At 63.2% G+C, this 21,817-nt stretch carries 17 protein-coding genes, 1 other RNA gene and 11 pseudogenes; 8 read left to right on the top strand and 21 right to left on the bottom strand.

Annotation, left to right across the window (positions count from 1 at the left end):
• Nucleotides 1–229 precede the first annotated feature (229 nt).
• The 7 genes and pseudogenes from E6W36_RS20495 to E6W36_RS21885 all read right to left on the bottom strand — a co-directional run bounded on the left by E6W36_RS20495 (nt 230) and on the right by E6W36_RS21885 (nt 4,333).
• Complete coding sequence (locus E6W36_RS20495) at nt 230–997, bottom strand: ABC transporter substrate-binding protein (protein ID WP_281277477.1); 768 nt, start codon at nt 995–997, stop codon at nt 230–232.
• 79 nt (nt 998–1,076) lie between these two features.
• The gene (locus E6W36_RS20500) at nt 1,077–1,496 is read right to left on the bottom strand and encodes an ABC transporter substrate-binding protein (RefSeq protein WP_281277478.1); all 420 of its coding nucleotides are present in this window, start codon (nt 1,494–1,496) and stop codon (nt 1,077–1,079) included.
• Nucleotides 1,497–1,554: 58 nt separating this feature from the next.
• Nucleotides 1,555–2,124, bottom strand: a pseudogene (locus E6W36_RS06630) (ANTAR domain-containing response regulator); the annotation flags it as partial.
• Nucleotides 2,125–2,240: 116 nt separating this feature from the next.
• On the bottom strand, nt 2,241–2,864 hold the full coding sequence (locus E6W36_RS06635) for an NTP transferase domain-containing protein (RefSeq protein WP_246048202.1): 624 nt from the start codon (nt 2,862–2,864) through the stop codon (nt 2,241–2,243).
• Nucleotides 2,865–2,949: 85 nt separating this feature from the next.
• Nucleotides 2,950–3,666: an acyl-CoA thioesterase gene (locus tag E6W36_RS21875; protein WP_342776852.1), complete on the bottom strand. Its 717-nt coding sequence runs from the start codon at nt 3,664–3,666 to the stop codon at nt 2,950–2,952.
• 86 nt (nt 3,667–3,752) lie between these two features.
• A pseudogene (locus E6W36_RS21880) lies at nt 3,753–4,022 on the bottom strand (hydroxymethylglutaryl-CoA lyase); the annotation flags it as partial.
• Nucleotides 3,992–4,333: a beta/alpha barrel domain-containing protein gene (locus tag E6W36_RS21885; protein WP_342776819.1), complete on the bottom strand. Its 342-nt coding sequence runs from the start codon at nt 4,331–4,333 to the stop codon at nt 3,992–3,994. The gene E6W36_RS21885 and the pseudogene E6W36_RS21880, both read right to left, overlap by 31 nt.
• Nucleotides 4,334–4,517: 184 nt before the next feature.
• Between E6W36_RS21885 and E6W36_RS06650 the strand changes: the two are divergent.
• From E6W36_RS06650 to E6W36_RS06670, 5 genes and pseudogenes are all read left to right on the top strand, one after another.
• Nucleotides 4,518–5,131: pseudogene (locus E6W36_RS06650) on the top strand (ribonuclease D).
• Between the two features lie 204 nt (nt 5,132–5,335).
• On the top strand, nt 5,336–5,779 hold the full coding sequence (locus E6W36_RS06655) for a hypothetical protein (protein WP_222874134.1): 444 nt from the start codon (nt 5,336–5,338) through the stop codon (nt 5,777–5,779).
• 24 nt (nt 5,780–5,803) lie between these two features.
• Nucleotides 5,804–6,328, top strand: a complete 525-nt coding sequence (gene lptA, locus E6W36_RS06660; protein WP_222874135.1) for a lipopolysaccharide transport periplasmic protein LptA — start codon at nt 5,804–5,806, stop codon at nt 6,326–6,328.
• A 99-nt stretch (nt 6,329–6,427) separates the two neighbouring features.
• Nucleotides 6,428–6,790 (top strand): DUF1428 domain-containing protein, encoded by a 363-nt coding sequence (locus E6W36_RS06665; RefSeq protein ID WP_222874136.1) that lies wholly within the window; start codon nt 6,428–6,430, stop codon nt 6,788–6,790.
• A gap of 420 nt (nt 6,791–7,210) precedes the next feature.
• A pseudogene (locus E6W36_RS06670) lies at nt 7,211–8,148 on the top strand (IS630 family transposase).
• 12 nt (nt 8,149–8,160) lie between these two features.
• On the opposite strand, the pseudogene E6W36_RS06675 reads toward E6W36_RS06670, so the two are convergent.
• From E6W36_RS06675 to E6W36_RS06710, 8 genes and pseudogenes are all read right to left on the bottom strand, one after another.
• Nucleotides 8,161–8,501, bottom strand: a pseudogene (locus tag E6W36_RS06675) (P-II family nitrogen regulator).
• 175 nt (nt 8,502–8,676) lie between these two features.
• Nucleotides 8,677–10,106: pseudogene (locus tag E6W36_RS23135) on the bottom strand (ammonium transporter).
• Between the two features lie 16 nt (nt 10,107–10,122).
• Nucleotides 10,123–10,460: pseudogene (locus E6W36_RS06685) on the bottom strand (P-II family nitrogen regulator).
• Nucleotides 10,461–10,710: 250 nt separating this feature from the next.
• Nucleotides 10,711–11,520 (bottom strand): patatin-like phospholipase family protein, encoded by an 810-nt coding sequence (locus E6W36_RS06690; RefSeq protein ID WP_222874137.1) that lies wholly within the window; start codon nt 11,518–11,520, stop codon nt 10,711–10,713.
• A 5-nt stretch (nt 11,521–11,525) separates the two neighbouring features.
• Nucleotides 11,526–11,963, bottom strand: coding sequence for a GNAT family N-acetyltransferase (locus E6W36_RS06695; protein ID WP_342776853.1), 438 nt, complete (start codon nt 11,961–11,963; stop codon nt 11,526–11,528).
• Between the two features lie 118 nt (nt 11,964–12,081).
• Nucleotides 12,082–12,282, bottom strand: a complete 201-nt coding sequence (locus tag E6W36_RS06700; protein WP_222874422.1) for a putative signal transducing protein — start codon at nt 12,280–12,282, stop codon at nt 12,082–12,084.
• Between the two features lie 22 nt (nt 12,283–12,304).
• Nucleotides 12,305–13,729, bottom strand: a pseudogene (tldD, locus tag E6W36_RS06705) (metalloprotease TldD).
• Nucleotides 13,729–13,922: pseudogene (locus E6W36_RS06710) on the bottom strand (zinc-finger domain-containing protein). Before E6W36_RS06710 ends, tldD begins: the two co-directional pseudogenes overlap by 1 nt.
• 224 nt (nt 13,923–14,146) lie before the next feature.
• Between E6W36_RS06710 and E6W36_RS06715 the strand changes: the two are divergent.
• Nucleotides 14,147–15,314: pseudogene (locus E6W36_RS06715) on the top strand (BaiN/RdsA family NAD(P)/FAD-dependent oxidoreductase).
• A 1,380-nt stretch (nt 15,315–16,694) separates the two neighbouring features.
• On the opposite strand, the gene E6W36_RS06720 reads toward E6W36_RS06715, so the two are convergent.
• The 3 genes from E6W36_RS06720 to E6W36_RS06730 all read right to left on the bottom strand — a co-directional run bounded on the left by E6W36_RS06720 (nt 16,695) and on the right by E6W36_RS06730 (nt 17,649).
• Entirely contained in the window at nt 16,695–16,889 is a 195-nt protein-coding gene (locus tag E6W36_RS06720) for a hypothetical protein (RefSeq protein WP_222874139.1), read from the bottom strand.
• A 97-nt stretch (nt 16,890–16,986) separates the two neighbouring features.
• A complete protein-coding gene (locus tag E6W36_RS06725) occupies nt 16,987–17,268 on the bottom strand; it encodes a helix-turn-helix domain-containing protein (protein ID WP_222874140.1) in 282 nt (93 codons plus the stop codon).
• A 33-nt stretch (nt 17,269–17,301) separates the two neighbouring features.
• A complete protein-coding gene (locus tag E6W36_RS06730; protein ID WP_246048205.1) occupies nt 17,302–17,649 on the bottom strand; it encodes a type II toxin-antitoxin system RelE/ParE family toxin in 348 nt (115 codons plus the stop codon).
• Nucleotides 17,650–17,997: 348 nt separating this feature from the next.
• On the opposite strand from E6W36_RS06730, the gene E6W36_RS06735 reads away from it, so the two are divergent.
• Both E6W36_RS06735 and E6W36_RS06740 read left to right on the top strand, forming a co-directional pair.
• The gene (locus E6W36_RS06735; RefSeq protein WP_222874141.1) at nt 17,998–18,288 is read left to right on the top strand and encodes a hypothetical protein; all 291 of its coding nucleotides are present in this window, start codon (nt 17,998–18,000) and stop codon (nt 18,286–18,288) included.
• Nucleotides 18,289–18,816: a hypothetical protein gene (locus E6W36_RS06740; RefSeq protein ID WP_222874142.1), complete on the top strand. Its 528-nt coding sequence runs from the start codon at nt 18,289–18,291 to the stop codon at nt 18,814–18,816. It begins immediately after the preceding gene.
• Nucleotides 18,817–19,052: 236 nt separating this feature from the next.
• Here E6W36_RS06740 and ssrA read toward each other — a convergent pair.
• The 3 genes and pseudogenes from ssrA to groL all read right to left on the bottom strand — a co-directional run bounded on the left by ssrA (nt 19,053) and on the right by groL (nt 21,794).
• Nucleotides 19,053–19,392: a transfer-messenger RNA gene (gene ssrA, locus E6W36_RS06745) on the bottom strand.
• 8 nt (nt 19,393–19,400) lie between these two features.
• A complete protein-coding gene (locus E6W36_RS06750; RefSeq protein ID WP_222874143.1) occupies nt 19,401–19,859 on the bottom strand; it encodes a DMT family transporter in 459 nt (152 codons plus the stop codon).
• A 295-nt stretch (nt 19,860–20,154) separates the two neighbouring features.
• Nucleotides 20,155–21,794: pseudogene (gene groL / locus E6W36_RS06755) on the bottom strand (chaperonin GroEL).
• Nucleotides 21,795–21,817 lie beyond the last annotated feature (23 nt).

A 21,817-nucleotide genomic window follows, 5' to 3' on the forward strand; every position in this document is an offset into this window, starting at 1 on the left:
CCTGCGCCGGCGGCGTGTGCACCTGCGGGAAAAGCCGCTTTGACGGCACCGATCAGCGCCGCCGTCGCGGTTGCGCCGCCGGCCAGCCGGAGAAATTCACGCCGGCGCGCCAGCTTGCCCGACCCAATGACAGTATCGTCCATCGCTCGCTCCCTCTGTAGGAAAAGCACGTAAAAACCGCACAAACCCAAGGATTGTACGGCACCGTCGCCTGTTGTTCGAGATTTTGTCACCGCTCTGCACCCATCGTTGGGTGCGCGGCGAAACGGGAAGCTTCACTGCTTCCGAGATTTAGGCTGCCCTCTCTTGCGGCGTTTTGCAAGCATTTTTGCAGCGCAGCGTAACTACCCTGCACCAGGTAGGCCTCGATGGTGTCAGGGTCGAAACTGCGATGATCGAAGAAACGGTCCGGCCCGAGAATCAGGCGGCCCTGGATGGTGCCGACCCCCATGTCTTGGTCCAGGCTGCCCTCCAGCTTGGCGTTCGCACCGGGCAGGGCGGCGTCGCTGCCGTAAAGTGCGGCGCGATAGAGATCCGGCCGGAACACGCCGCAGGCGGTGCTATACCCTTCCGGGCTGTATTGCGTGTGCCCGCACAGCACCATCTGGCTATACAGCCACGCCGCCTGGCTGACCCAGGGATAGTTTGCCGCCTCCCGATGCTGGAACATGAAGTCAGGGAGATGCTGCGGGTCCCGCCCGCTGGCCAGCGCTATGCGGTCGGACATGGCGCGGGCAATCAAGGCGGCATCGCCATCCAGATATTCCGCACGCGCAAGAATGGCCGCGTTCGTGAAGAGATTGCCGCTGTCGATGAAGGCCTTGCCGGCCTCGTACAGCGAGCGGACCAACCGATGTGCCAGCTCCTGCTCTTCATCCAGGACTGACGTCCGCATCGCCAGCACCTTCTCCACGCCGCGGCGCCATATCCGCGAGGTGACGGTGACGATCGCGCCGACGCCGCGCGCAACTGCGACGCTGTTCCAGGGTTCGCCCACGCAGACACCGTCGATTTCACCGGCAGCGAGCGCATCCGCTGCGAAGGGGGCGGAATGGTGACGATCTCGAAGTCCCGGCTCATGTCCGCCCGCTGCCGCGCAGCCAGTATTGCAGCATGTAGTTGTGGCTTGAAAAGCGATGCACCACCCCGAATCGCAGCGTCCTGCCCGGCCCGCGCGCCTTGGCGATTTCGACCAGCCTGCGTCCGACCTCGGCCGGATCGCCCAGCCGGACGCCCAACCTCAATTCACGCGCCAGCGTCATCGAGACAGTCACCGCGTTGCCGTTCAACCCCAGCACGAACGGCACGCCGAGCGGTACCGCCGGGCGATCAAGGCCAAGGCTGCTCGCCAGCGCCAACGGCGCAATCAGGTGCGCTGCCTGGGTGTGGCCGTAAAGCAGCCGGTCCCGCACGGTCGCCCAGCTCATGTCGCGGATCAGCTGCAGGTCAAGGCCCTCGGCCTCGGCAAAGCCGAGTTCGCGCGCCAGGATCGGCAAACCGGCATCCACGAGCGGCAGAAATCCGATGCGCACGACATCGAGGCTCATAGCGCTTCCCCAGCAGGTTCTCCGCAACCAACAACGCTTCCGCCACCTCGACGATCCGGCGATTGCTGCGCATGGCGTGGCTGCGCAACAACTTGTAGGCCGCCGGTTCGTCCAGCCCGCGCCGCCGCATCAGCAGCAGCTTCGCCTGATCGATCGTCCGGCGCTCAGCGATCTGACCGCGCGCCTCGTTGAGTTCCGCCTGCAGCTTGGCGAACGCATGAAACCGGCGCACGGCGAGGTCGAGGATCGGCTTGATCCGGTCTTTGCGCAATCCATCGACGACATAGGCGGAAATCCCGGCATCGACCGCCTCGGCGATCGCCTGCTCATCCGACTGGTCGACGAACATCGCGATCGGCCGCGCCAGCACACGCGACAGCGCAAAGCTCTCCTCCAGCACATCGCGGCTCGGATTCTCAAGATTGATGAGCACCACGTCCGGCGCGGTCACCTCCAGCTTCGCAGCGACGCCGTGGCGTTCGAGAAAAACGTGCACATCCTGCAGTCCTGCCTCGTGCAGGCCGGCTGCGATCACCTGCGCGCGCGCCGCGCTATCGTCGATGACTGCGATGCGCATGGCTTCTCCCGCCTCTCCGCCATGGCTGGTGCAACAGAGCCGAAGCGCACCCGCGTTTCAGCGTCTCAGGGATAGGAAAGGAAAAGCCCCCGAATGGCAATGGCCTGATCGCTCCCTCAGCGCTGATCGCGGATGCGCGCTTCCGCCAGCTGCAGGTCGTCCGCCGTATTGACGTTGAAAAACGGGTCTTCTCCGCCTGTGTCCCAATCGACGCAAATCATCTGCTGACGCTCCGCAAACCCGTGCAGCGAGCGCCCGCCGGCCGCGATATACGCCGCGAGGCTTCCGGGGTCGGCGCGCCACAACGCCGCCATGACGTGCCAACGACCGCGGCTCACCGGCACGGCGACCTTGCTGTCGCCGATACCCCGCGTGAGCCGGAGCAGCAGATCCGGCGGCAGAAACGGCAGGTCGCAGCCAGCCAGCAGCACGGCGGCGCAGCCACGCGCCGATGCGAACGCCATCGCGCTCGTCAGGCGCCAATCGGCCCAAGCCCGGGATGGCATCCGCAAGACGCGGGCAGTCCGGCCCCATCTCCGCGTCGCCCCGGCCACGGCCAGGCATGCGCTTTGGCTGTGCGCCCACCGCAGTGCGCGGCTCAGCAGCGTCTCCCCATCAGCATGCGGCCCGGTTTGTCGCCACCCATGCGCGTGCCGAGCCGCCGGCAACGACGATTGCGCTTGAAAGGCTCGACATCCGCTCGCTCCCCTATGCGACCCTCGGCCCGATGCCAGCGGCATAGTTTCAAACTGAGGCACTACTTCGTTTCAGATTGAACTGATCTGAAACGTGAATCATGGCCTCATTCATTGAAAAGGGCCTGATTCACGCCATCGGTTGAAGCTCGCATGCTTTCCGCCGCAACCGAACAGACCCTAGACCCTTCCCGTTTTTGATTGTATCACTTTTGGTGAGGCAATCAAAAACGGATACTCCGCGCAGGCGGCGGTTTTCAAAAGCCTCCAGCGCGGAAACGATGGGTTCCGGCAGCGTCGCGGGCCGGCCGCCGACCACGTCCAGATGCACCGATGTCAGCTCGATGTCCGCGCGCAGATCGTCGAGGCCGGCACCGTGCAACTCGAACACCGTGGTCATGCTGGTGCGGCCGATCCGGCTGCAGCGGACCCAGATGTCGATGCCTTCGTCCAGTCGCATCGTCTTGCGGTAATCGACAGTCGTGCGCACGATGTTGAACACGGGTGCATCGCGCGCCGGCTCGATCGGGATGCCGAGCTTGCGCCAATACTCCATCCAGCCGATGTTTGCGTACTGCAGGTAACGCGGAAAAACACGATCGCCTGCGCATCGATCTCGGCGTAGCGCACCCGCCACGGAAAGAAAAACCGGAAATCCTCGCGCGCCATCAGTATACCCTCGGCCCGATGCCAGCGGCATAGCCGCCCGCGCGCGCCACGCCGCTCGGCAGCGGCCGCGCCATGACGCCGGCGAACCAGCGGTTGAGCGCGATCGTCTTGTCGAGATCGATGCCGGTGGCGACGCCGGACCGCTCCAGCATGTACACAAGATCCTCGGTTGCGACATTGCCGGTCGCCCCGGCGCGAACGGACAGCCCCCAGCCCGCCCAGACTCGAGTCGAGCACGTCCGCCCCGGCCTCAAGCGCGGCCCAGGCGTTGGCGACGCCGGTGTTGCGGGTGTCGTGGAAATGCGCGCGCAGGCGGATGCTGGCCGGCAGCGTGTCGCGCAGCGCCCCGACCAGATCACGCACCTGGCCCGGCACTGCCACGCCGATGGTGTCGGCGACGGCGATTTCCGCCGGCTCGGCCTCGGCAATCCGGCAGGCGAGGTCGATCACCCGCTCGGGCGCGACTTCGCCGTCGAACGGGCAGCCGAAGCTGGTCGAGATCGTCACCTGCGCGACGATCCCTCCTGATGGCACAGCCGGACCATGTTCGCCGTCTCGGCCAGCGCCTCGTCCGCCGTCTGTCCCTGGTTGCGCTGGCCGAAGCCGTCGCTGGCCACCATGACGCAGCCGATCTCGTCGACGCCGCGCTTGTTGCCGTCCCGCGTGGCCAGCGCCCGCACGACGCCGCGCTGGTTGAGGCACAGCCCGATGTAGGACAGGTCACGCCGGTCCGGCAGTCCGCTCACCACCGCTTCCGCGTCCGCCATCTGCGGCACCTTGCCCGGATGGACGAAGCTGGCGACCTCGATGCGCCGCGCGCCCATGTCGATCAGCCCGGCGATCAACGCCAGCTTGTCTTCCGTCGAGACCAGGGTCTTTTCGTTCTGCAGGCCATCCCGGGGCCGACTTCGACGATCTGCACCGCCTGCGGCGACTTTCGTATCATGGATCGATCTCCCGTTTTTCCAGCCTGCTTGGCGGCGCGGGCGCGCCTTGTCAAACCGGGGTGCGCGCGTCTATGCGTTCACAATGACAGTGCATCTTCATGAAGGCGATCTGCCCGGCGACGTGTTCGCGCCCGGCGCGCTTGCCGTCGACACCGAAACCCTCGGCCTGAACCCGCTGCGCGACCGGTTGTGCGTCGTCCAGCTCTCCGACGGCAAGGGCGACGAACATCTGGTGCGTTTTCGCGCCGGCGCCTACGCCGCGCCGAACCTGGTGCGCCTCCTCGCGGACCCGGCGCGTGTGAAGATCTTCCACTTCGCCCGCTTCGACGTCGCTGTGCTGAAGCAGTATCTCGGCGTCGACGTGCGCCCGATCTACTGCACCAAGATCGCCTCCAAGCTGGTGCGCACCTACACGGACCGGCACGGCCTGAAGGACCTCGCGAAGGAGACGATCGGCGTCGATCTCTCAAGCAGCAGCAATCCTCGGACTGGGGCAGCGAAACCCTGAGCGATGCCCAGAAGGAATACGCGGCCTCCGACGTGCGCTACCTGCACCAGATCAAGGCGGTGCTCGACGAGCGCCTGGCGCGCGAAAACCGCACGGCGCTCGCGCAATCCTGCTTCGACTTCCTGCCAACCCGCGCAGCGCTCGATCTGCTCGGCTGGCCCGAGGTCGATATCTTCGCGCATAGCTGAGGGTCGAGGGTGGGGCGCGCATGAACGAGCGGGAGACCGGCGCGGTCGGCAGTTCCGGCTTCGACCGCTTCGTCGCGATCATGCGCGAAGCCCTGCCGACGGCGGCGGTGGCGCTGCTGCTTGCCATCATCGCCTATCCGCTCATCAACCCCAAGGAACTCTCCTTCCTGCTGTCCAGGATCAGGCGCCGCGAGCCCCGACCGCATGCTGATGGAAAGCCCGCGCTACCGCGGCTTCGACAGCAAGGGCCGGCCGTTCGAGCTGCGGGCTGCCCGTGCGCGCCAGCGCACCTCCGCGTCCCCGGACGTCGAACTGACGACCATCGCCGCCCGCATGACCCTGGCGGATGGCCCAGCGGAAATCCGCGCCGCCTCCGGGGTCTACAACCTCGAGAGCAGGGAATTGCGCACCGGCGGCGGCGTAGCGTTCGACGCGCCGAAAGGGTATAAGGTCGCGGCGCGCGACGCGGTCGCGCAGGTTGATGCGCAGCGGGTGGCGGGAAACAACGGCATTCAGGGCAGCGGCCCGCTGGGGCGTTTCTCCGCACAGCAGTTCACGCTTGACTTGCCGGCCGAGAAACTGGTGCTGACGGGGCGTGCCCGCCTGCACATCACGCCGGCGCGGAGCCAAAGAGGGTCTGGACGATGATCGAGCGCGGTCTGCTCGCACCGCTTGCAAGCGCCTTGCTGCTGCTGTCCGCGTCGCCGACTGCAGCGCAGGGTTTTCCAGCCTGAAAACCACGACACCGAAGCGCCGCTCGATGTCGACGCAGAGCGCATCGAGGTCCGCGACAAGGAGAAGATCGCCGTGTTCAGCGGCAGCGTGAAGGTCGTCCAGGGCGACCTCACCCTGACCGCGGACGAAATGCGCGTCTACTACCAGCAGGTCGGCGACGGCGACCCGACGATCCAGCGGCTGGACGCCAGCGGCAACGTCCGGCTCATTTCCCCGACCGACAAGGCGCGGGCGCGCAACGGCGTCTACGATGTGGAGGAACGCACCGTCACCATGACCGGGGACGTGCAGCTTCAACGCCGGCAAGACGTGCTGAACGGCCAGCGCCTGCAGGTGAACCTCACCTCCGGCACCGCGACGCTGGACGGCGCGCCGCCGCGCGGCAATACCCCGGCGATCCGCGTCACCGGCCGCTTCTCCGTGCCGCCCAAACAAAGCGACGACAAACCGCAGAGCCGCTGAGCCGTATTTTGCGCCGATGATACCCCGGGATTCCGGCTTTCGCCTTCGGGCCAGACGCCTGTATACTGAAGGCGGGAATCAATCAGGGTCAGGGGAATCATGGCTTACGTCGATGGGTTTGTCGTGCCGGTGCCGAAGGACAAGCGCGACGAGTATGCGCAGAAGGCCGCCGAAGTGGCGCAGGTCTGGAAGGACCATGGCGCGCTGCAGGTGGTCGAGTGCTTCAGCGACGACGTACCCCACGGCAAGCTGACCGACTTCTATCGCGCCGTGCAGGCCGAAGAGCATGAAGGCGTGGTGTTCTCCTGGGTCATCTGGCCGTCGAAGGAAGCCCGCGACGCCGGCAACAAGAAGATCATGGAAGACCCGCGCATGCAGTCGACCGAGGACATGCCGTTCGACGGCAAGCGCCTGATCTGGGGCGGTTTCCAGGTCATCAGCAGCACCGATACGCTGGCGTAGCGCCACCCTGTCGCCTCGCGATGACGGCAGTGCTTCAATCTCCTCGTGTCGTGGAATCGAAGTTCGCTACACCATGATATCGGGCGATCAAGCGAACTTCGATTCTGAAAACGACACGAGAAACAATAGTCGTGTCTCAGTTTGAAAAATCCGCTCGTGGTGAGCCTGGACGAACTACGAGCCGCTCAGCCCTTCATCCAGCTCAGGGTGAGCGGCGCGTGTGCAACCGCGCGATGGCGTGTGGGTCAACCTAAAGTCATCAGGCTCTTGTCAACAATTTAGACCTTGATCGTTTCAGATTGATTCAATCTGAAACGATCAAGGTCTAGACTTGATTGCGTTGTGACTGAATCGATTTGGGATTCCCAAGTCGTCTGATTTCTGATTCACCCTGAGTGCTGGGTTGGAGGTCAGCATGATATGGCGAGGCCCTATTCGAACGATCTTCGGGAACGTGTTGTTGCAGCGGTTGGGTCGGGCCGGCCTTGCCGGAAGTGGCCAGCCTGTTCGGTGTGAGCGTTGCCAGCGTCGTGAAGTGGTCACAGCGTCACCGGGTGACGGGGTCGGCGGCGGCGCGGCCGATGGGCGGCCGTCGCAAGTCATTGTTGGAACCGCATCGTGCGTTCCTGATCGCGCGTCTGGCAGCGGTGCCTGATCTGACGATGCCGGCGCTGGCGGCCGAGCTGGCGGCGCTTGGCGTGGTTGTGCACCCGGTGACGATATGGCGGCTGGTGCGGTCACAGGGACTGCGCTTCAAAAACGCTGTTCGCCATCGAGCAGAACCGGCCGGCGATCGCGCGCCGGCGGGCGCAGTGGAAGAAGTATCAGGGCCGGCTTGATCCGCGCCGCCTGGTGTTCATCGACGAGACCTGGGCCAAGACGAACATGACGCCGATCAGGGCTGGGCACCGCGCGGCCACAAGCTGGTGGCCAGAACGCCGTTCGGTCATTGGAAGACGCTGACCTTCCTGGCCGCACTGCGCCATGACCGTATCGATGCACCCTGCGTGTTCGATGGTCCGATCAACAGGACAAGCTTCAATGCCTATGTCGAGCAGTTCCTGGTGCCAACACTGGCACCCGGCGACATCGTTATTATGGACAATCTGGGCAGCCACAAAGGCCCCGCCATCCGCAAAGCCATCCGCGCCGCCGGTGCCAAACTGCTGTTCCTGCCGCCCTACTCACCCGACCTCAACCCCATCGAACAGGTGTTCGCAAAGCTCAAGCTACTCATGAGAAAGGCCGCAGAGCGATCCGTCGAAGCCACATGGCGGCGAATCGGAGCGCTCCTCGATGCCTTCCCGCCACACGAATGCGCAAACTACCTCAGACGCTCAGGCTATGCTTCAATCTAAATGCAATCGAGTCTAGGAGAGCGCCATTTCATCGCTTTCGCCGGTGCGCACGCGCAGGGCGCTTTCGATGTCCAGCACGAAAATCTTGCCGTCGCCGATGCTGCCTGTGTTGGCGGCCATCTGGATCGCCTCGACGATGCGTGGGCATTGGTCGTCCGAGGCTGCGATTTCGATCTTGAGCTTGGGCAGCATCGCCACATCATATTCCGCGCCGCGGTAGATTTCGGTCTGGCCTTTTGCCGGCCGTAGCCCTTCACTTCCGTAATGGTCATGCCGCTGACGCCGGCGGACATCAGCGCTTCCCGGACTTCCTCAAGCTTGAACGGCTTGATGATGGCCATGATGAGTTTCATCCGCGGGCTCCACAACCCAAATTACAATGGCCGGGCAGACATTCCCGAACGTCACGATAGTGTTGCACCGCAAAATATGAATGACAAGAGTCACCAAAGTGTAATCGCTGCAGCCGTACAAAAACAAGGGCGGGGAAAAATCCCCCGCCCCGTCCGCCAGGACCTGAGACCTGATTCAGCTGTGGTAGGCGCGTTCGCCATGCTCCGCGAGGTCGAGGCCCTCGCGCTCTTTCTCCACGCTCACCCGCAGGCCGATCACCTTGTCGACGATGAAGTAGAGGATGGCCGAGCCGACACCAGACCAGACGATCGTCAGCAGCACCGCCTTGATCTGGGCGGTCACCTGGAAGGCGCCGTCATAGGCGGCAACCAGCAGCTTGCCGGGTTCCGTCGCATAATCCGGAATACCGGCCCCGCCGAGCGCCGGGTTGACCAGGATGCCGGTCGCGATGGCGCCGACGATACCGCCGATGCAGTGGACGCCGAACACATCGAGGAGTCGTCGTAGCCCAGCTTGTTCTTGACCGTCGTGCAGAAGAAGTAGCACGCAGCCGATGCAACAGCGCCAAGCACGAGGCACCCGATCGGGCCGCCCCAGCCGGAGGCCGGCGTTACCGCCACGAGACCCGCCACCACGCCGGACGCCAGGCCCAGCAGCGAGGGTTTGCCCTTGACCGCCCACTCGATGAGCATCCACGCGAGACCAGCGCCGGCGGTCGCCACGAAGGTGTTGATGAAGGCGAGGCCCGCCACCGAATTGGCTTCAAGGTTGGAGCCGGCGTTGAAGCCGAACCAGCCCACCCACAGCAGCGCAGCGCCGACCATGGTCAAGGTCAGGAGTGCGGGGCCATGATCTCCTTGCCGTAGCCGACGCGCTTGCCGATCATCAAGCAGCCGACCAGGCCGGCGATCCCGGCGTTGATGTGCACGACGGTGCCACCGGCAAAGTCCAGCGCCCCCACTGGAACAGCAGGCCAGCTTCGCCGTTCGATGCAGCGAGTGCGTCCGCCCCTTGCGCGCAGCATCCGCGATCGCGTCCGGGCCGTTCCAGTACCAGACCATATGCGCGATCGGGAAATAGACCACGACCACCCAGAGCGCGACGAAGACCATGAGCGCCGCGAATTTCATCCGCTCTGCGAAGGCGCCGACAATCAGCGCCGCCGTGATGCAGGCGAAAGTCATCTGGAAGCAGATGAACACAAATTCCGGAATGTACACGCCATTGGAGAAGGTGGCGGCAGGCGTATTCAGGTCTATGCCCGCCAGCAGCGCCTTGCCGAAGCCGCCGATGAAGGGGTTGCCCGCATAGGTGAAGGCCAGCGAGTAGCCGAACAGGATCCAGATGACCGCGACCAGACAGACGATCGCCAGAACCTGGGTCAGAACGGACAGCATGTTCTTCGAGCGCACGAGGCCGCCATAGAACAGGGCGAGCCCCGGCACGGCCATCATGAGCACCAGCAGGGTCGACACCATCATCCAGGTGATGTCGCCATTGTTGAAGGTCGGCGCATCTTGCGCCAGCGCCAGGCCGCTCATCAACGGCACAGACGCGAGGGCAAGCGCGCTGCGCCGCGCCCAGGTTAGTCCAGTTTTCAGCATCGTCTTCACCCCCATCCTACAAGGCGAGTTCGTTTTGTTCGCCGGTTCTGATCCGCGTCGCGTGCGTGACGTCGATCACGAATATCTTGCCGTCTCCGACCGATCCGGTGTTGGCGACCTGCTGGATGGTCTCGACCACCCGGCTGGCCAGATCGGTACCGCAGACCACCTCGATCTTGATCTTCGGTACCATGTTCACAGTGTATTCCGCGCCGCGGTATATTTCTGTCTGGCCTTTTGCCTTCCAAAGCCCTTGACCTCTGTGACGGTCATACCCTGGACGCCAATCTGGCTCAGTGCGTCGCGGACCTCATCAAGCTTGAATGGCTTGATGATGGCCATGATGAGTTTCATCCCCGCAATCTCCTGACCGCTGTCTCCCTTGCCCGGAATTCCGGACAAACTTGCGCGTCGCAGGAACCGTGCCAAATTTCTGCAATGCAGCATTATTGCGCGCCTTGGCACGATACTGGCGGGCACGCTGTAATTACGGGGGCGAATCGCCCACAGCACGGCCTGGGAGGCTGGGCGGCGCGCGGCGGCCGCGAGGTTGGATCGTTAACTTTGGCTAAATTTTGTGCGGCGCACCGTAATTGCCTAAAAATCAGGCAATCAGGTGGGCGATGTCTGGCCACACGGCATCGACAGCCTCGCGCCCCAGGGCGATCAACTCGTCAGCCTTGGTGAAATCGGCGACGTCGATGTGGCCGAGCTTCGGCGTAATGACTGCTGCCGGGCGGTGCAGGGCCATATGAGCGTCGCTCAGCGCCGCAAGCAGCAGGCCGATCGAAGCGCGGGTAACCCCGAGCGGGGAGATTTTCTCGGCCAGGGCGTCGCTGGTCAGCCCGGCCACACGCGCCCGCTGCTCGTAATCGCCCGTCAGATTGACAGCGATCACCGGCAACGGCGAGATGGCCTGCGCTTCCGCGACCGGGCAGGGCGAGACGAGGCCGCCATCGGCAAGCAGGCGGCCCTCATAGGCGACCGGGCGGAAAATGCCTGGGATTGCGACCGAGGCGCGCACGGCGAGCGCGATCGGCGCGTCCGTCATCGCGACGCTGCGGCCGGTCACCAGGTCGGTCGCGACGACACAGCAGGGAATTGCAAGATCGCGCAGGGACAGCCCGATGAAATGCTTTTCCACCTCCCGCTCGACCAGATTGCCAGCCAGCATGCCGCCGCGAAAGCTGACGTCGAGATAGCGCAAGGGCGTCAGTGGCTTGGTCGCGCGTGCCAGGGCCTCGATCATGTCGAGCTTGCCGCCGGCGAGGCACACGGCGACAACGGCCCCGATAGACGTGCCGGCGACTGCGCCGATTTCCACCGCGCGGTCCTGCAGTTCGCGCACGACGCCGATGTGCGCCCATCCCAGGGCGGCGCCGCCGCCAAGTGCAAGCGCAACGGATTTTCGCATGGGCGTCAGCTCAGCGGGCGGACCAGCAGGCGCGCATGGGCACAGGCGTCCGCGAACTGGCCGTTATCGCGCAGCGCATCCGGCACCATTTGCGGTGTCGCGGGCTTGAAGCCGTGCTTGCCGAGAAAGCCGGTGTCGTCACGCGCGAACAGCCAGACGTGCGTGACGCCTTGCGCGCGCAGCTGTTCCAGCAGTTCTTCAAGCATCTGGCCGCCGAGGCCCTTGGCGCGGTGGCAGGCCATGGTGAGGAACGCGCCGAGCACGGCGTGCCGGCCGTAGATTTCGATGGTCGAGACGCCGAGCCGCCAGCCGGTCGTATCCTGAAACGCGTAATATTTGCGGTCGAACCCGCCCAGACCTTGCGCCATGAGGTTGCTCTCGGCCAGCACGGTGGCAAGGGCCGCGTATTCCTGCGGGTCAATGGCAATGGCCTTCAGCGACATCAATCGCGCAACTCCCTTATCGAGGCACAGTCCCCAACTCTGCCCTAAATATGCGACCAAATTATGAGCAGGATCGCCGCCTGTCCAACGGGAAGAAGGCCAACAACCGGGTACGCTATCAACTTTTCAGGCCACGCAGGAGCAGGCGCGCCGATGCGGCCTGATCACTGGGTGCCATCACGCGGATGCCGTCGAGCAGAAGGCCGCCGTAACCGAAGGCGCTTGCAGTGGCTTCCTCCGGGATCATGGCCTGGATGTCGTGGCTGTTGAGCAGACCGCGCAGCAACTGGGCCTCGAGCAGGTCGCTGAACCGCGCAATCTCAACCCAGCCGTCCCCGGCATCAGGCCGCCGTACCGCCGACGGTCAAGCCGTCGATTCGCAAGGTCGGCTGGCCGACGCCGGCGGGTACGGACTGTCCGCCCTTGCCGCAGGTGCCGATGCCCGGATCGAGCGCGAAATCGTTGCCGATCGCCGACACGCGGGTCAGCACATCCGGGCCATTGCCGATCAGGGTCGCGCCCTTGATCGGCGCGCCGAGCCGGCCATCCTCGATGCGGTAGGCTTCGGTGCAGGAGAAAACGAATTTGCCGGACGTGATGTCAACCTGCCCGCCGCCGAAGGTCTTGGCGTAAACCCCGGATTTGACGCCGCGCAGAATATCGTCCGGGTTCTGCGCGCCGCCGAGCATGAAGGTGTTGGTCATGCGCGGCATTGGCGCATGCGCGTAGCTTTCGCGCCGGCCATTGCCTGTGGGCGACACGCCCATCAGCCGTGCATTCAGGCGGTCCTGCATGTAGCCGACCAGAATGCCATCCTCGATCAGGACAGTGCGGGACGTCGGCGTGCCTTCATCATCGATCGAGAGGGAGCCGCGGCGGCCATCCATGCAGCCGTCGTCGACGACGGTCACGCCGGGTGCTGCAACCCGTTGCCCGATGCGGCCGGAAAAGGCGGATGTACCCTTGCGGTTGAAGTCGCCTTCCAGGCCGTGGCCGACTGCCTCATGCAGCAGGATGCCCGGCCAGCCGGAGCCCAGCACCACGGTCGTCTCGCCAGCCGGTGCCGGCACGGCGTCCAGGTTGACCAGCGCCTGGCGCAGCGCTTCCCTGCAGGATGCCTGCCAGACCTCCGGCTCGAACAGGCGCGCGTAGTCGTGCCGGCCACCCAGACCGTCGAAGCCGACTTCGCGGCGGTCGCCATTGGCGGCGATGATCTGCACGTTGAGCCGCACCAGCGGCCGGATGTCCTGCGCACGGTAGCCATCCGGCCGGACGATCTCGACCACGGTCCAGGACCCAAGCAGGGACGCTGAGACCTGGGCTACACGGGGTCCAGCCCGCGCGCGAACGCATCGATATCGGCCAGCAGTCTGGTCTTGGCGGCGAAGGCGATGCCGTTCAGCGGATTGTCGTCCGGGTAGAGGTGACGATTGGTGCGGACCGGTGCATCGGCCCAGACGCCGGCATGGCCGGCGCGGATGGCGTTGATCGTCTCGGCCGCGCGCTGGATCGCCGCCTCGCTCAGGTCGGTTGAATGGGCGTAGGCGCTGGTCTCGCCGGCAACGCCGCGCAGGCCAAAGCCGCGGCCGGTGTCGAAGCTCGCTGATTTCAGCCGGCCATCGTCGAAACTGAAACTCTCCGAGTGCATATTCGAGAAACAGTTCGCCATCGTCCAGGCCGTGCAGTGCATCGCTGACCAGGCGCTCGACCCGGTTCGAGTCGAGGCCGGTCTCCGCGTAGAAAAGCCGTTCGGCGGTCGCCTGCATCAGGCAGCCTGCTGGCGGTGGTCTGCAGGCCCGCCCGCAAGGATGTACCGGCGGTCGCAATAGCCGCAGTCGACATAGCCGCGCTCGTCCATCTTCAAAAACACGCGCGGGTGCCCAAGCGGCCCTCGTCGCCGTCGCAGGCGACTTGAGCGTGATCGACGTAGCGGGTCTCAGGCGGTGGCAGATCGGACATTGGCACCCTCATGGCTATTTTTCATGAGATATGCGCTGGCGTTGCGTATGGCAATCGCGGGCTGCACTGGGTCGCGGGTCAGTTTGGAAATCTTGCCGCTCACCCTGAGCCTGTCGAAGGGCTGAGCGGCTCATGGTTCGTCTAGCTCACCATGAGCGGACTTTTCAAACCAACCCACGACCCTGCACTGTTCAAGCGTTGACCGCTCGTGCCAAGACGCACCCATGACCGACAGCTACGACGCGATCATTCTGGGGCAGGCGGCGCGGGCCTGATGTGCGCCGGCATTGCCGGGCAACGCGGCCGCCGCATCCTGTTGATCGACCATGCGCCAGAGGCCGGGCGCAAGATCCTGATCTCGGGCGGCGGTCGCTGCAACTTCACCAATCTGGATGTCGCCCCGGATCGCTATCTGAGCGCCAATCCGCATTTCGCCAAGTCGGCGCTGAGCCGCTACGGGCCGCAGGACTTTCTTGCACTGGTCGACCGCCATCGCATCGCCTGGCACGAAAAGACGCTCGGCCAGCTCTTCTGCGACGGATCGGCGCGTCAGATCGTGCGCATGTTGCTGGACGAGTGCGCGGCGGGCGGCGTGACCCTGCATCTCGGCAACCCGATCCGGGAGGTGCGCCACGCTGGCGATCAGTTTCAGGTCGAGTACGGCGTGCGCACGGCACAGGCCCCGGCGCTGGTGATCGCAACCGGCGGGCCGTCGATCCCGAAGCTGGGCGCGACCGATTTCGCCTACCGTCTGGCGCGCCAGTTCGGGCTGAAAATCGTCGAGCCGCGCCCGGCGCTGGTGCCTTTGACCCTGCCGCCGGAGGAGGCGCTGTTTCGCGCACTTGCCGGCGTGGCGACCCCGGTGGTTGCCCGCTGCGGCGCTGCCCGCTTTGCCGAGGCCGCGCTCTTCACGCACCGGGGTTGTCCGGCCCGGCGATCCTGCAGGTCTCGTCCTACTGGCGGCACGGGGAGGCGATCGGCATAGACTTTCTGCCGGAACAGGCACCCGGATGGTTGCTGGCGGCCAAGCGCACGCGGCCGAATACGGGTCTGAAAGCCCTGCTCGATCTGCCCGAGCGTCTGGCGCAGGCGCTGGTCGAGCGTCTAGGCGCGACGACGCCGATCGGCCAGCTTGCCGACAAAGCCCTGACGACCATCGAGCAGCGGCTGGCAGACTGGCCCTTCCACCCGAACTGCACCGAAGGGTTCGCCAAGGCCGAGGTAACGGTCGGCGGCGTGTCCACCGATGCGCTGTCGTCCCGGACCATGATGGCACAGCGTGTGCCGGGGCTGTACGTCATCGGCGAGGCGGTGGACGTCACCGGCTGGCTCGGCGGCTATAATTTCCAGTGGGCATGGGCGAGCGGCTGGGCAGCGGCGCAGGCGCTGTAGAGACTGAGGGCTTCAGGTCTAGTCGCCTCTCCCTCCCGTTTACGGGAGGGGTGGCCGCAGGCCGGGGTGGGCAAAGCATGGTGCCACCCACTCCGGCTCCGCGACCCTCCTGGGGGTATCACTACTCAACCTATTTAGACACATTATACTTGACATTTATAACCATATTGGCTATATGATGGGGCGTCCCTGCAGCCCTTGATCACGGCACCCAGGGCGGCAGCCCGGTGCCCTCCCGCACCGGGGCGACCGGCGCGAAGCCATCCGGTGATACAGCCGAAGCTTCGCATACACCGCTCGCGGCCAACTGGGGCACGTGTCCCGTGCAAAGTCCGTGCAGGCGGTCCCCGCCTGGAGTCACACCCGAAGCGGACGGGAAGGCCGGAGCATCAGACAAGTCTGGACGCGACTTGACCTGACCAACCCTACAAGTCGTCCAGCCCCGGATGCCCGTGACAGATAAGCGCCGGTCGTTCCCCTGCCATAAGGCTACAAGGCCGGACGTGCGCCTGGAGCACGCTATCTCCCTCCCGTTCACGGGAGGGGTGGCCGCAGGCCGGGGTGGGTGCCTTGTGCCCTTGCCACCCCGGTGCTGCGCACCACCTTGCATCTAGGTTAAGTGTATTCAGTAAACTGGCACCGTAATTTGATTTATAATCCTCATGGCTGTATTTGATAGATATTCTGCCGATGTTGAGATTCGATATGCCTGCTCACTCGACTGATTGGAATATGTGGAGCGCTATTGCTACCGCTGTCGCGACAGCGAGCGCGTTGTTATTTTCGTTGATTAGCTTGGGAGCTCCTGCACGGGCAGAAAAAGACAAAGACAAGCTACAACCGAGGAAGTATTGTATGCATCGTCAGAGTCTTTGAAAGTATTCTATCAAGTTGACCATCTCGTTAGGTCTCCCCATTGGAATGAAGAGGGTTTAAAGTTTCTCAAGGTTAAGGCAGATCATTGGCGACTGACCCTTGAACGTTTGATAGACAGGCCATTTCTGACGGATGGCGCTATATTCACGGGTGCGGGTGCGATTTCTCTATTGGACATAGTTTCCCGAATTCAGACACAGGAAGATTTGGTCCAGCAGGATCTTGATCGGCAGGCGTTTAAGAGTTACGGTTGTTCGACTGTGTGGTTTTATTGCAGATCGAAAGCCCTAGCCGAGATTGCATCGGGTAAGTATGTCGCAATGGCCGTTCGAAATCGCGGGCGTAGGGTTCAACGGCACATGCGAGGGGCGATTCAGCGCTTCATGGACCGTTTGAGGCGCTTGCCCCAAGACGGCCCGATAAACTTCAACAGCCCAGATCAAGAGCCCGATTTCGAATAGGTGCCCAATTACGCCAATTACGGTACCAGTTTACGAAATACGCTTAATTCCTCTTGCCCTTTGGTCCGCGCTTTTGCGGTTTCACCGTGCGCCCGGTCCAGGCTTCAAGCATATCCAGCCAATCACCGCTGCCAAGCGGTCTTCCCGATGTCTCGGACATCCGCAAGGCCAGCCATGCCGTTTCGTCATCACCCTCTTGGCCCAGAAAATCGGCAAAGGGACCATAGCGTTCGAGCACCGTAATTCCCACCGTAATTCCCACCGTAATTCGCTGATCCGCGCCGAACTGGTCCGGCGCGGCTTGCGGCTCGGCTAAGCACCCGTGGAGCCTGCTATCAGATCAATTCCACCTGCACGCGGCGGCCCAGGACGGCGGCGGCGCGTTGCAGCGTTTCAATGGTCACGTTGCCGTCCGCCGGGTCAAGCACGCGGTCAACCTGGGTGCGGCTGGTGTGCATCATCTCGGCAAGGCGGCGCTTGCTCAGCTTGCGATCCTTCATCGCCTTTTCGAGTTGCCAGGCGATCACTTCCTTGATCGAACGCGCCTGAAACTCCTCCAGCACACCTTCATCGCGCAGGAAGTCGTCGATACCCGACCCCATATGTCTGTTAGCCATTCTGCACCTCCTTCATGCGCTCTCGCGCGAGTTTCAAATCATCCGGCGGAGTCTTCTGAGTCTTTTGATAAAGCCGTGCAGCGCATAGATCAGCCCGTCATGAAAGCAGATCAGCACCCGCGCTATCGTCCTGCTGGGCAAGCTCGTCCGCACCTCCCACAGTCCGCCGCCCATCGGTCTGCACAGGGGCATTCCAACCGGCCAGCGGTACTGGACGCGCTGAAGATCGCCGCCGACTTCAAGGCGGTCATCCCGGTCCAGCTCTTTCAGCCAGTCGCGCACCGGCTCATTGCCAGATGCCGTCCGGTAGAAGACGAGCGGGATTTTCGGTGTGTTGATCCCGTCACTCACCATGCACCATTCATGGTGCCATTGCATCATATAATGTGCCATCGTGTCAAGCGGAAAGGGGCAGGATCAAGCACGCCGCCAACCTTGGCCTCAAGGTACATTCGGCTTCCGGCTATGGGCTGCCGCTAATCCGCGCAGGGTCGGCCAGACGTGCGCCTGCTGCACACCGCCTCTCCCTCCCGTTCACGGGAGGGGTGGCCGCAGGCCGGGGTGGGTGCAGCTTGATTCCACCCACCCCCGCTTCGCGACCCTCCCTCGCCGAGAGGGAGAGCCGCCCCGGCACGAACGAAGGGCGGAGCAGCACGCGGTTGCGGCCTGCGCCGGAATGACAAAATGGGACTATATTATTCCACTTTTTCAGCAGCCTGCTAGAGTCTGATGACATTGGATGGGATCGCCATTCCGATCTTCACGGAGCAGGCTGTAAAGTCCGCTCGTGGTGAGCTTGGACGAACCACGAGCCGCTCAACCCTTCGTCCAGCTCAGGGTGAGCGGCATGATTTCAAGCTGACCGACTACCGACCATCCGCGACTCTTGTTATTGTTGGTGCATTTCGTAAACTGGCACCGTTATTCTGCATTGTTGACATCAGTTACAAAATACAAAATCATAGTCTGATGGCGAAGACTTTTCCAATGAAAGGGAGCGCAGAAGTCGCTCCCACATGAATGATCGGTGGACTCAGAGCGACACTACTGCTGCTCGTCGCGTTCTTAGAGACTGTCACATTGCAGTCAGGCGTTATGATTCTGCTGCATGTGTTGCAGAAAAAGGATTGCATGGGTTACGGCAGTCGTACTTCTACGGACCGTAGGGCACGTTCTCGTAAAGTTGACGGTGTGCGCTCAAAATATCTTAACACAGCAATAGATGCGCAGTGGAAGAAAATAGGTAACGGCGGAATTGAGCACGAAATTTTTCATGACTTTATCGAACGGGAGCGCAACAACATACTTAAGCAGTACAACTTTAATGAATGGCGATTTCATCGAAATGAATTAGACACAGAGCAAGGAGATAAAATTTTAGTTGGAACACGTATTCTCACAACAAAGTCCGCACTAAGTGAAGCATTGAAGTGGTGGGAGTTTACACTTGGCGACATTGAGGCGAGCGCACATCAGTACCTTGTCGGTGCTCGCCAATCTTCAAGCACGGTGATATCTCCGAAGCTGCCTGATTTGGTACTGCGGTAGGGCCATTCTCAGCGGCCCGTCTATACCACCCGAACCCACACGACCGGGGAGAGCGAGGGATTCGAACCCTCGATACGGTCACCCGAATCGAATTACGGTGAATTACGGTGCCAGTTTACGAAATAGGCTTAATTCCTCTTGAATTACGGTAGCACCGTAATTCCCGAGCGGCTGGGCGGCGGCGCAGGCGCTGTGGAAATGGAGGGCTTCTGTTGCCCGGTGCCCTCCGTACCGCTGGTTTCCACTTCTGTTGCCCGGCGTGGTCCCTGCCGCGCTCAAGTCACTTAACGATTAGCCGTGAGGCCGGTCGTTAGGCAGCAATCGCGAATGCCTCGTTATCGTTGGCATTTGTGAGTTAAACCGGTTTAACGGCTCAGTCAGGCCGGGCAAAACACCGTCTTTGAACACACGTCGATCCTGGTTCGGCCCCAGCATCAGCCTCGCTCCCGGGGCTGGTGGTGGAGCCGCCGGGTACTGCCCCGGGTCCGCTATGTCTATTTCACGGCATCATTTATCACCATAGCCGCCCGAAGACGGCCCCATGATATAGGGCATCGGCGTGCAGAATGAAAGGGCAGGCCGGGTCAGCGCCGGCTGGCGGCAAGCTGGGTGATGGCAAGCCCGGCGATCACCAGCACCAGGCCGCTGGCGCGCAGCCAGGTGAGCGGCTTGTGCGGCGCGCCGAACAGGGCGAAGTTATCGATGATCGCCGCGGTGCAGATCTGCGCCGTCACCACCAGCAGGATGGCATTGCCGACGCCGAAGCGCGGTGCCAGCCAGGTGATGCTGCCGATGTAGAAGGCCATGATCAGCCCGGCGATCAGATGCTGGGGCTGAATGTCGCCGTAACGGTAGAGTGCGGGCGGTGCACCCTGCGCCAGCAGCGCCACCACGCCCATCGCGACCGCGCCAGACAGCATTACGAAGAAGGAGGCGTAGAACGGCCCGCCGAGCGCCCGGCTGAGCCCGGCGTTGAGAATCCCGACCAGCGGGATCAACGCCCCCGCCGCATAAGCCCAGACGCCATAGCCGAGATTGTTCATAGGGCCCTCTTCCCGCTGTCGTCACGACACAATGCCGTAGATTGCGTTTTCGCTGCTCCCGACAAGCCCATCAGAAAGCGGGAGAACTGTTCTCGCAAGAACGACAAAGGGAGGGCTAAAAAGCCGGAGGATCGCTCCTCCGGCTTTCTTGCGTCTGCGTCTGAGGCGCGGCTTAGAGCCTGATCGGTTGAGGTTGAAGCATATGTGCTTCAACCGAGGGCGTGAATCAGGCTCTTATCAACAATTTAGACCATGATTCACGTTTCAGATTGATTCAATCTGAAACGATCAAGGTCTAGAAGTCCATGCCGCCCATGCCGCCCATACCGCCGCCGCCCGGCATTGCCGGCGCGTCTTCCTTCGGTGCTTCGACAACGGCTGCTTCGGTGGTGATCAGCAGGCCGGCGACCGAGGCGGCGTCCTGCAGCGCGGTGCGCACGACCTTGGTCGGGTCGATGACGCCGGACTTCACCAGGTCTTCATAAGACTCGGTCTGAGCGTTGAAGCCGAGGTTGGTGTCGGCCTGCTCCAGCAGCTTGCCCGAGACCACCGCGCCGTCGAAGCCGGCGTTCTGGGCGATCTGGCGCAGCGGGGCAACCAGGGCACGACGGATGATGTCGATGCCGCGGGTCTGGTCGTCGTTCAGGCCCTTGAGGCCTTCCAGCGCCTTGGTGGCGTACAGCAGGGCGGTGCCGCCGCCCGGCACGATGCCTTCTTCGACCGCCGCGCGGGTGGCGTGCAGGGCATCGTCGACGCGGTCCTTGCGCTCCTTCACTTCGACTTCCGTCGCGCCGCCAACCTTGATGACGGCCACGCCGCCAGCCAGCTTGGCCAGACGCTCCTGCAGCTTCTCGCGGTCGTAGTCCGAGGTGGTGTTCTCGATCTGCGCCTTGATCTGCTCGCAGCGGGCCTTGATGTCGCTCGCGCTGCCGTCACCGCCGACGATGGTGGTGTTGTCCTTGTCGATGGTGATCTTCTTGGCGCGGCCGAGCATGTTCAGCGTCACATTCTCGAGCTTGATGCCGAGGTCTTCGCTGATCATGTTGCCGGCGGTCAGCACGGCGATGTCTTCCAGCATGGCCTTGCGGCGGTCGCCGAAGCCCGGTGCCTTGACGGCCGCGACCTTGAGGCCGCCGCGCAGCTTGTTGACGACCAGGGTCGCCAGCGCTTCGCCTTCCACGTCTTCAGCAATGATGAGCAGCGGCTTGCCCGACTGGACGACTGCTTCCAGCACCGGCAGCATCGACTGCAGGTTGGAGAGCTTCTTTTCGAAGATCAGGATGTACGGGCTGTCCAGCTCGACCAGCATCTTCTCGGCGTTGGTGATGAAGTACGGCGACAGGTAGCCGCGGTCGAACTGCATGCCCTCGACGACGTCCAGTTCGCTCTCGAGGCCCTTGGCTTCCTCGACGGTGATGACGCCTTCCTTGCCGACCTTCTCCATGGCTTCGGCAATCATCTTGCCGACGGCGTCTTCGCCGTTGGCCGAGATCGTGCCGACCTGGGCGATTTCCGACGACGCACCGATCGACTTCGAGCGGCTCTGCAGGTTTTCGATGACCTTGGCGACCGCGATGTCGATGCCGCGCTTCAGGTCCATCGGGTTCATGCCGGCGGCGACCGATTTCATGCCTTCACGCACGATCGCCTGCGCCAGCACGGTGGCGGTGGTGGTGCCGTCGCCCGCAATATCGTTGGTCTTCGAGGCCACTTCGCGCACCATCTGGCCCATGTTCTCGAACTTGTCCTTCAGTTCGATTTCCTTGGCGACGGTGACGCCGTCCTGGTGATGCGCGGTGCGCCGAACGACTTTTCGATGACCACGTTGCGGCCCTTCGGGCCCAGGGTCACCTTCACGGCGTCGGCGAGAATGTCCACGCCGCGCAGAATGCGCTCGCGGGCGTCACGGGAGAATTTTACGTCCTTGGCAGCCATGGTGTAGCTCCTTGAATGGGTTA

Source organism: Hankyongella ginsenosidimutans (genome assembly GCF_005144965.1).
GTDB lineage: Bacteria > Pseudomonadota > Alphaproteobacteria > Sphingomonadales > Sphingomonadaceae > Hankyongella > Hankyongella ginsenosidimutans.